This window comes from Phenylobacterium sp. (assembly GCF_044358365.1).
In the GTDB taxonomy this organism is placed as follows: domain Bacteria; phylum Pseudomonadota; class Alphaproteobacteria; order Caulobacterales; family Caulobacteraceae; genus Phenylobacterium.
Genome location: NZ_JBIKNZ010000094.1, coordinates 1 through 9944, shown reverse-complemented (window position 1 = coordinate 9944; position 9944 = coordinate 1). Strand labels below are relative to the sequence as shown.

Below are 9944 nucleotides of genomic sequence, written 5' to 3'. Positions count from 1 at the left end.
GCCTGATCCCGGATAGCTCAGCTGGTAGAGCAGTCGGCTGTTAACCGACTTGTCGCAGGTTCGAGTCCTGCTCCGGGAGCCATCGAGACCATTCCGATCATGTGGAATGCACCGTCCTGGCCGGGCCCCGCCAGCTTGCGGCCAGGCGTCGTCAGATTGCTAACCTTCGCGCCACATACTTCAGGGAGATTCGCCCTGCCCCTCCTTTGGCGCCCATGACCACAGAAGACCTCATCGCGACCTATGGTCCGCTGGCGATTCTCATCGGCGCAGCCTTTGAGGGCCAGACCGCCGTGATCATCGGCGCCGCCCTGTCGCGCCAGAATATCATCCCCGTCTGGGTGGTGTTCACCACTGGCGCCGTGGGATCGGGGGTGCTGGATCACCTGCTTTTCGTGCTGGGGCGCAGCTTTCGCCAGACCGGATTTGTTCAGAAGACCATCGCCCGCCCTACCTTCGCCAGGGCGCTGGGGATGATCGAGCGCTATCCGAACAGCTTTATCCTGGGCTTCCGGTTCTTCTATGGGCTACGGGCGGCCGGGCCAGTGGCCCTTGGGATCTCCAGTGTTTCGTCACTGCGATTCGGAATCCTCAATGCCCTCGGCTCGTGCATCTGGTCCGCAATCTTCGTCGCGCTGGGCTATCTGTTCGGCGCACTGGCGATGACATTCCTGGAGCGGTTCGCTCCCGACAAAAGCCCGATCATCTTTGTCGTTGTCGGTGTTCTGGTGATCGGCGGCCTGGCAGTCTGGCGGTGGCGAGCCACACGGCGGCGCCCGCTTGACCCGACCTGATCTGCGGCCGTCGGGCGCGCCTACCAGACCCCCACATTAGGCATCGAGGCCCACGGCTCGGCCGGCGCCAGCGCCGGGCCTGCCTGAAGCAACTCCACCGACACATTGTCCGGAGAGCGGATGAAGGCCATGCGGCCATCACGGGGCGGTCGATTGATCACAACACCGCCATCTCTCAATCGCTGGCAAGCGGCATAGATGTCGTCCACCGCATAGGCCAGGTGACCGAAGTTGCGGCCGCCCTCATAGACTTCCGGATCCCAGTTCCAGGTGAGCTCGACCATGGGCGCCTGACCCTTGCGAGCCGCCTCTTCGTCGGCAGGCGCGCAGAGAAACACCAGCGTGAAACGGCCCATGGGGTTCTCGTTTCTGGAAACTTCCTTAAGGCCCAGCTTGTCACAATAGAAGCCAAGCGAGGCGTCGAGGTCGGTCACGCGGACCATGGTATGAAGGTATCGCACTGGTGTTTCCGTTCCTTGATTTGTTGGACAGCGGGTACGCAACTCGCGCAACTCGAGACCAAAATTAACCTCACAATCATGAGATGCGGCGATTGAGCACCGCGAGTCGTCCATGTGATCGTAATTTCATTTGCTGTCAGGTTGGCGCGGCATCACAAAGACGGCAAGTCGCCGCAAAAAGGCGAACCATCGTGAAGACCAACGTCGCACGGCGGACAGGGGCTGGGGATCAAGTTTCATGCGTTTGAAATCGCAGTACGTCTTTATCATCGCAGTGGCGCTGATCCTGGTCGTCTTCTTTGCGCTGGGGTCGCTGTTAAACAACCGCGGGGCCGATCGCGACGCGGCGACTGCGAATCTGGCGCCGGCTGGCCCGCTCAGCGTTCAGGTCAAGACGACGCCGGAGACCGTTCGAAATCTTGAAGTTGTGCTGCGAGGACGCACCGAGGCGGCTCGCAGCGTAGTGGTCCGCTCGGAGACCGCCGGCGTTGTCGCTGCCGCTCCCGCCACCGAGGGCGGGTTCGTTGCTCAGGGTCAGATTCTGTGCCGGTTGGCCGTCGACGCCCGCCAGGCTTCACTGGACCAGACGCGCGCTGCGTTGAAATCCCGGCAGCTTCAGCGGGAAGCCGCCGCCCAGCTGGCTGCGCAAGGCTATCGTTCCCAGACGCAGGTGCTGGAGGCTCAGGCGAACCTGGACGCGGCCCAGGCCGCTGTGCGCCAGGCCGAGATCGTGCTCAATCAGGTCAATATCCGCGCGCCGTTCGCCGGCGTGTTCGACCGCCGCGACGCCGAGGTGGGCGCCTATCTTGCCCCGGGGCAGGCCTGCGGCTCCATGATCGAACTCAACCCCCTGCTGATCGTCGGCGACGCGCCCGAGACCGAGGCCGGCAAGCTGCGCGTCGGTGCGTCGGCGCAGGCCCGCCTGGTGTCCGGTCAGATCCTGACGGGGCGTGTGCGCTACGTAGCACGGGAGGCCGACCCACAGACCCGCACCTATCGCGTGGAAATCGTCGCCTCGAACCCCGGCAACAGCATTCGCTCGGGGCTGTCGTCCGACCTGCGGATCGAGGCCGGCTCCGGAGCCGCCCACATGGTGCCTGTGTCGGCGCTGGTGCTGGATGCGGCCGGGCGTCAGGGCGTCCGGTATGTGGTCAATTCCGACCGGGTGGCGTTTGCGCCGGTGTCGGTCCTCGAGGAGACGCCTGGCGGTGTCTGGGTCAGCGGTCTTAAGGGTTCGGTTCAGATCATCACCGTCGGCCAATCGTTTGTTGGCGACGGACAAAAGGTTCGGGTCGCTCAGGCCCGCTAGGGTCTGGCTTCCCCGGGAGACGAGATATGATCGGCGGCCTCATCGACGGAGCCATCAAACGGCGCAAGGTTGTGCTTGGCGTGACTTTGGTCGCGGCGATCTTCGGCTTCTTCGCCTATCTGGCCATGCCGCGCGAGGCGCAGCCCGATATCGATGTGCCGTACATCATCGTGGTGGTCCCCTTTCCGGGGGTGTCTCCGGAGGACGCCGAACGCCTGTTGCTGAAGCCGATGGAGCTGGAACTTCAGACGATCCAGGGCCTCAAGGAGATGAGTTCGGTGGCCCGGCAGAACTCCGCTGTGGTCACGCTTGAGTTCGAGCCCGATATCAAGACGGACCTGGCCCTGGCCGATGTGCGCGCCCAGATCGATCTGGCGCGCGGCAAGTTCCCGCCCGATGCGGAAGAGCCGATCATCCAGAAGGCCAACTTCACCCAGGATGCGGTGATCCGCATCATGCTCTTCGGCCCTGCCCCTGAACGTGAGCTGTTTCTGGTCGCCCAACGGCTCAAGGACCGGCTGGAAGCCACCAGCGGCGTGCTCGAGGTCTTCATGGGGGGCGCGCGCGAAGAGTTGCTCGAGGTTACCGTCGATCCCCTTCGGATGGAGGCCTACAACGTCACCACCGGTGAGATCGCCCAGGTCATCGGGCGGAATAACCAGCTGGTGCCGGCGGGTAATCTGAGATCGGGGACCGGCCAGTTCGCCGTCAAGGTGCCTGGCGTCGTCGAGAAGCCGCAGGACATCCTGAACCTCCCCATCAAGAAAAACGGCGACCGCCTCATCACCATGGGCGACGTGGCCGAGGTGCGCCGCACCTTCAAGGACCCCACGACCATCAGCCGCTTCAACGGCCAGCCCGCCTTCTCGATCGAGGTCACCAAGCGCAGCGGCTCCAACATTCTGGAAACCGTAGACGCCGTGAAGAAGGTGGTCGCCGAGGAACAGAAGAATTGGCCCTCCACGGTCAGGGTGGACTACACCTCCGACGAATCCGACTTCATAGCGCGCACGCTCAATGTTCTTGAAGGCGGCATCCTTTCGGCCAGTCTGCTGGTGATGATCATCATCGTGGCCAGCCTCGGAATCCGGCAGGGCCTGATCGTGGGGATGGCGATCCCGGCCTGCTTCCTGCTGGCCTTCCTGATGATCAACGCCATGAACATCACGCTCAATCAGATGGTGATGTTCGGCATGGTGCTGGCGGTCGGCATCCTCGTCGACGGCGGCATTGTGGTCGTGGAGTATGCGGATCGGAAGATGGCCGAAGGCATACCAAAGGAAGAGGCCTTTGCCGCAGCCGGGAAGCGGATGTTCTGGCCGGTGGTCAACGGCACCCTGACCACGCTCTGCGCCTTCCTGCCGTTCATGTTCTGGAACTCGATCCCCGGCAAGTTCATGAGCTTCCTGCCGCTGACCCTGTTCTTTGTGCTCGGCGCATCCATCTTCATCGCCCTGGTCTTTACCCCGGCTCTGGGCTCGCTGTTCGGTCGCAAAACCGCCGTCGACGAGGAACTGCTGGCCGAGATCGTGAAATCGGAACAGGGAGACCCGCGACAGATGTCAGGGTTCATGGGCTGGTACGCCAACTTCCTGACGGTGCTTGGGCGTCATCCCACGCGCACCATGGCCGCCGCCTTCGTCATGGTGTTCGGGATCATCTTCTGGTTCAGCAATACCCAGCATCGCAGCGTGTTCTTCCTGGAGCAGGATCCTGAATCCGTTTCCGTCTACATCAAGGCCCGCGGCAACCTCTCGCCTGAGGCGCAGGACGCGCTGGTGCGTCAGGTCGAGGACCGAGTCATCGGCACAAAGGGCGTGCGGGCCATCTATGTCCGATCCGGCGGCTTCATTACCAATGGCGGCCCCCAATCCCCGCCGAACGATACGATCGGTTCGATCGAGGTCGATTTCGAACACTTCGAGGAACGCCTGGCGCTGGGTCTGCGTGGCGACGACATAGCCAAAAACATCCGGACCCGGATTGGCGATGTGCCCGGCATTCAGGTGGAAGTCCGAAAGCCCGAGGGCGGGCCGCCGACCGGCAAGGCCCTGCAGGTAGAGCTGCTCAGCAACGATCCCGCCGCGCTGGATCGCGCCGCCGATCTGGTGAAGGCCAAATTCGCAAGTGATCCGCAACTCATCGAGCTTGAGGACAACCGCACCTCGCCCGGCATCGAATGGAACCTGACAGTCGACCGCGAGGCGGCAGGGCGCTACGGCGTCGACGTGCTGTCTGTCGGCCAGACGATCCAGTTCCTCACCGGCGGCGTGTTGATGGGACGGTTCCGGCCGGATGATGCGCAGGACGAGCTGGACATCCGCGTCCGCTTCCCGGCGTCGGACCGGAACGTCGCCGCTATCGACAAGCTGAAGATCACGACAGCGCAAGGCTCCGTGCCGGCCAGCTATTTTATCAAACGCGTTCCCGCGCAACAGGTGACCCAAATTCAGCGGCGGGATGGACAGAGGCAGGTCATTATCCAGGCCAACACCGTCCCTGGCGTGGCCGGGAACCTGAAGGTCGCGGAGATGAGGCCCTGGCTTGATAGTGCGCCCATCGACGACACGGTTACGACCAAATTCGCCGGCGCCGATGAGGAGGGCCAGAAGGCCGCCCAGTTCTTCATGGTGGCCATTGTGGCGACGATCTTCATGATGTCGGTGATCCTGCTTTGGCAGTTCAACAGCTTCTACGGGGTGGTGGTGACGCTTTCGGCGGTGGTGCTGTCGACAGCCGGCGTGTTGCTGGGGGTGCAGGTCAATTTCGCCAACACCTTCGACTACATCAGCGTGATCATGCTCGGCACCGGCGTGGTGGCCCTTTTCGGGGTCGTGGTTGGCCACAACATCGTTCTGGTGGACACCTACTACCAGCTGAGACGCAGCGGCTATGAGGCCGATGACGCCGCCGTCCGCGCGGCGATCCAGCGGTTCCGACCGGTGCTGCTGACCACCCTCGTCACCGTTGTGGGTCTGTTGCCGCTGATGTTCCAGATCCATCCGGATTTCCGCAGCGCCCATATTGAGTACAAGGCTCCGGGCTCGGAATGGTGGGTGCAACTCTCTGCAGCCGTTGTCTGGGGCCTGAGTTTCGCCACCCTGCTGACACTGATCCTGACGCCGGTCATGCTGGCGGCGCCCAAGATCTACTCGGCGCGCCTTGCCTCACTCCGGAAGCGACTGCGAGGCGGCGGCGGGTCGTCGTCGCGCGGACGCGCCTCAGGTAGTGCTGTTGATGATCTGCCCCGCGCTGCGGAGTAGGGTTTGAGCGCCCGACTGACGCACCGGATCGCGGGTCTTGCCGATATCCCGGTGTTGACCGTGGTGATGGACGCCGCCATCGGGCAGCTTCAAAAGGGGTTTCTCGACCCCGCGCAGATCGCATCCAGCCGGATGATCATGGGTCTCGATCGCCAACTGCTGGTCGATGGAACCTACTTCATTGTCGAAGCCCAGGGCCATATCGCCGGCTGCGGTGGCTGGAGCCGCCGGGCGACCCTCTACGGCGGCGATCACACCCCGGGCCGCGACGCCGCCCTTCTTGACCCCGCCTTTGACCCCGCACGGGTGCGGGCCATGTACACCCATCCTGACTTTGCACGTCGCGGCGTTGGACGTTTGATCCTGCGCCTGTGCGAGGACGCCGCCCAGACCGAGGGGTTCCAGCGCCTGGAACTGATGGCAACGCTCTCCGGCCGCGCGCTCTACAGCCAGTGCGGCTATACGGACATTGAGGCCATCGAGGACGCGCGCGGCGGCGCAGCGGTCCCGCTGATGCGGATGGGCAAGGCGATCATCTAGCTCTCCCGCGTCTGGCGACGCCAGAGGGCCGCATACTCGCCGGTCCTGGCCAGCAGTTCCGCATGGGTTCCGCGTTCAACGACACGCCCCCGGCGCAGCACCAGGATCTGGTCGGCGTCGACGATGGTCGAGAGCCGGTGGGCGATAACCAGGGTGGTGCGACCAGTCCTGACCCGACGAAGGGTCTCCTGGATCGCAGCCTCCGTGGGCCCGTCCAGGGCGCTGGTCGCTTCATCCAGGATCAGCAGGCGCGGATTGGCCAGCAGGGCGCGAGCGATGCCGACCCGCTGGCGCTCGCCGCCCGAGAGTTTCAGCCCGCGCTCACCCACCTTGGTCGCCATGCCGTTGGGCAGGCCATCGATGAAGGGCCCCAGTTCGGCGGCGTCGGCCGCGCCGCGGACCTCTTCCGGCGTGGCGTCGGGTCGGGCGAACCCGATATTGGCGAACAGCGTGTCGTTGAACAGCGCTACATCCTGCGGCACCAGCGCCACAGCCCGGCGCAACTCGGCCTGGGCGACGTTACGCATATCCACGCCATCGATCAGCACGCGACCCTCCTGTGGGTCCAGCAACCGCATCGCCAGGCGCACCAGCGTCGTCTTGCCGGCGCCCGATGGGCCAACCAGAGCGACAGTCTGGCCCGGCCGGGCCTTGAAGCTGACGCCCAGCAGGCCGGACGAGCGGGCATCATGACGGAAGCTCACATCCTCGAACGCAATGGCCGCCCCCTGCCCGCTGGCTGGCGGCAGCGGCGTCGGCGCATCGACGTCGCGAATGTTGGGCGCGATGGCCTGGAGCGCCACCATCTGCTCCATGTCGATCAGGCCCTGGCGGATCTCGCGATACTGGAAGCCCAGCATGCCGAGCGGCGCGTAGAGACCCGACAGCAGGAAGATCGCCATGGTGATGTCGCCGATGCGAAGGGTCCCGCCTGCGACCGCCATGCCGGCCATCACCGTCATGGCGCCGAGGCCGATGTTCAGGATCACCGACTGGGCGCCGTTCAACAGGTTGAGCGAGCCGTTGGCCCTCGAACTGGCGTCGACATAATCGGACATGGCGCGGCCATAGGACTCGACCAGCCGCTGTTCTGCGCCGAACGCTTTCAGCGTCTCGTAGTTCATCAGCGCGTCGTTGGAGAGGCCGGCCGCACGGTTCTCGGCTTCATTGAGTTCGCGGCGGTGCGACAGGCGCCAGTCGGTTATCTTGAAGGTGATGGCCGCATAGAGAACAAGGGTGACAAACGCGGTCAGCGCAAACTTCCAGTCCAGCCGGACCAGCATGACGCCCATGGCCAGGATCAGTTCGACGAAAGTCGGACCGAGGTTGAAGATCAGGCTGCGGATCAGGAAATCGGTGGACCACGCACCGCGATCGATCACGCGCGAGAGGGTTCCGGTCTGCTTGGTCTGGTGGAAATCCAGCGAGAGCGACAGCGCGTGCCCGAAACTCTCGATGGCGGCGCGCGCCATGGTGGACTGCGAAACGCGGGTGAAGATGGCGTCGCGGGCATAGGGCGCACAGGCCGCCAGAAGCCGCAGGGCCGCAAAGGCGACGGCGAACGTGACAAAGGCCGTCCCGACGGTCACAGCCTGCTGTTGCGCCGGACCAAGGCTGTTGATCGCATCGCCCAGCATGACCGGCGCGATCACGCCGCAGAGCTTGCCCACCACCACGAGCCCGAGGGCAGCTGCGATCCGCAAGTGTAGCTGGGGCGCGCCCGAGCGCATGACCAGGGCGCCCAGGTCACGCATGGACGACCAGAAGCTGAACCTCGACTGAGGCCCCTCAACTGCGCCCGGACCGCTGAACCGGGCCCGCATGATGTCAGAATGAACCAAGGATCCGCCCTTCGACCGCGAACATTGCGCCAGCGACAGGAACTCTCGACAATGGCTAGGTTCTCCTTGACCCTTGTGGGGACATAGTCGTTTTCGGCAGCCCGGTTGTCTGCGCCGGTTTCCTAACCCGTGGAGTAGTCCCGATGGGGCGCAAGAGCCAGCGTCTGGAATCGACCTGCGTATTCTGCGGGTCGTCCAATGATGCAGATCCCGAGTTCCTGGCGGCGGCGGCCGAACTTGGCCGGCAGCTGGCTGACGCCCGGATCCGGCTGGTCTATGGCGGCGGCGGCGTCGGCCTGATGGGCGCCGTGGCGCGTGGCGCCCATTCGGCGCATGGCGAAGTCCTCGGGATCATCCCGACCTTCCTGGTGGCCCAGGAGCGTGCGCTGGAGGTCGTGGAGCACATCATCGTCGACAACATGCATGAGCGGAAAATGCTCATGTTCCTGCGGTCTGACAGCTTTGTGGTGCTTCCCGGGGGCATCGGCACACTCGAGGAAGTTGTCGAGCTTCTGTCCTGGCGACGACTGGAACTGCACGCCAAACCGGTGGTGTTCTACAATCCGCGCGGCTTCTGGGAGCCGCTATTCAAGTTGTTTCAGCATACCGTCGACGAAAACCTGACGCCGGCAGAATTCATGGGCGCCTGGATCTCGGTGGATACCGTCGATGAGATCGTCCCGGCGCTGCTGGCTCAGTCCCGTGAGGCTTTTCCGTCCGAGGCGGTAGTGGGGCGGCGGGGCTAGACGACCCTGTCCGCCGTCTCTCGCGAGCTGATCGATGTAGAGATCCGTATTCCGCTTGCCGATGGGCGCGCTCTTGCGGCGTCTCTCTGGCGACCCGGCGGAGAGATGCCGTTCCCGGCGTTTCTGGACATGGAGCCCTAGGAGCTGTGGACTCTAGGGATTCCGGTATCGAGCGGATCGTGATTCAAGGCTTCTCTTTGGGAGGTGACCTTGGGTGTGATGGATCGGCTGGTTCTGAGTGATGACCAGTGGGAGCGCATAGCGCCGCTGATCATCGGGCGCCCGGATCAGAAGGGCTCGACCGGGCGCGACAACCGGATGTTCGTCGAAGGAGTTTTGTGGATCGTGCGGACGGGGTCGCCCTGGCGCGATCTGCATGAGGTGTTTGGAGACTGGAACAGCGTCTTCCGGCGCTTCAGTCGATGGAGCGCCAAAGGCGTCTGGTGGCGGATCTTCGAGGCGATGTCCGGCGATCCGGACTTCGAGTACCTCATCGTCGACTCCACCATCGTGCGCGCCCACCAGCATGCGGCGGGGGCTAAAAAAGGGGGTCTGAAGATCAGGCCATCGGCCGCTCGCGCGGCGGCCTGAGCACCAAGATCCACATGGCCGTCCGAGGCCTGGGCTGTCCTGTCCGCTTCCACCTGACCGCCGGCCAATTGGGCGACGCTCCCCAGGCCGGGCAGCTGATTGAAGGCCTGCCCGCCAGGATCGTCATGGCCGACACCGCCTACGACGCCGACCACTTCCGCCAGGCGATCGCCGACAAAGGCGCGCTGGCCGTCATCCCCAACAACCCTTCACGCGCCCTGAAGTACCCGCTCGATGCGCACCTCTACGCCCAGCGCCACCTCGTCGAATGCTGCTTCTCAAAGCTCAAGCAGTACCGACGTGTCGCTACACGCTTCGAGAAGACCGCCAGGAACTACCTCGCCGTCGTCACCATCGCCGCCATCGCTCTATGGCTACGATAAGTGTCCACTGAACCTA

General features: G+C 64.1%; 8 protein-coding genes and 1 tRNA gene. 7 read left to right on the top strand and 2 right to left on the bottom strand.

Features of this window, described 5'->3' with window-relative positions; translation table 11 throughout:
* Positions 1–6 precede the first annotated feature (6 nt).
* Positions 7–82 (top strand) — tRNA-Asn (locus ACIQ3B_RS16970).
* A 133-nt stretch (positions 83–215) separates the two neighbouring features.
* Entirely contained in the window at positions 216–794 is a 579-nt protein-coding gene (locus ACIQ3B_RS16965; RefSeq protein WP_397404670.1) for a DedA family protein, read from the top strand.
* Between the two features lie 20 nt (positions 795–814).
* On the opposite strand, the gene ACIQ3B_RS16960 is transcribed toward ACIQ3B_RS16965, so the two are convergent.
* On the bottom strand, positions 815–1255 hold the full coding sequence (locus ACIQ3B_RS16960) for a VOC family protein (RefSeq protein WP_397404668.1): 441 nt from the start codon (positions 1253–1255) through the stop codon (positions 815–817).
* 238 nt (positions 1256–1493) lie between these two features.
* Between ACIQ3B_RS16960 and ACIQ3B_RS16955 the strand changes: the two genes are divergently transcribed.
* Genes ACIQ3B_RS16955 through ACIQ3B_RS16945 form a run of 3 tightly spaced genes read left to right on the top strand, consistent with a single transcriptional unit; the run spans position 1494 to position 6367 of the window.
* Positions 1494–2564 (top strand): efflux RND transporter periplasmic adaptor subunit, encoded by a 1071-nt coding sequence (locus ACIQ3B_RS16955; RefSeq protein WP_397404666.1) that lies wholly within the window; start codon positions 1494–1496, stop codon positions 2562–2564.
* A gap of 26 nt (positions 2565–2590) precedes the next feature.
* On the top strand, positions 2591–5827 hold the full coding sequence (locus ACIQ3B_RS16950) for an efflux RND transporter permease subunit (protein WP_397404664.1): 3237 nt from the start codon (positions 2591–2593) through the stop codon (positions 5825–5827).
* A 3-nt stretch (positions 5828–5830) separates the two neighbouring features.
* Positions 5831–6367: a GNAT family N-acetyltransferase gene (locus tag ACIQ3B_RS16945; protein ID WP_397404662.1), complete on the top strand. Its 537-nt coding sequence runs from the start codon at positions 5831–5833 to the stop codon at positions 6365–6367.
* Here the strand turns inward: ACIQ3B_RS16945 and ACIQ3B_RS16940 are convergent.
* Positions 6364–8121, bottom strand: a complete 1758-nt coding sequence (locus ACIQ3B_RS16940; RefSeq protein WP_397404660.1) for an ABCB family ABC transporter ATP-binding protein/permease — start codon at positions 8119–8121, stop codon at positions 6364–6366. The genes ACIQ3B_RS16945 and ACIQ3B_RS16940 overlap by 4 nt on opposite strands.
* 230 nt (positions 8122–8351) lie before the next feature.
* Between ACIQ3B_RS16940 and ACIQ3B_RS16935 the strand changes: the two genes are divergently transcribed.
* Entirely contained in the window at positions 8352–8954 is a 603-nt protein-coding gene (locus ACIQ3B_RS16935; RefSeq protein ID WP_397404658.1) for a TIGR00730 family Rossman fold protein, read from the top strand.
* 210 nt (positions 8955–9164) lie between these two features.
* Positions 9165–9928 (top strand): IS5 family transposase gene (locus ACIQ3B_RS16930; protein ID WP_397404656.1). Its coding sequence is split into 2 segments (ribosomal slippage): positions 9165–9500 and positions 9503–9928, totalling 762 coding nucleotides; the frame shifts between segments, so codons are not numbered across the junction.
* The last annotated feature ends 16 nt before the right edge of the window (positions 9929–9944 follow it).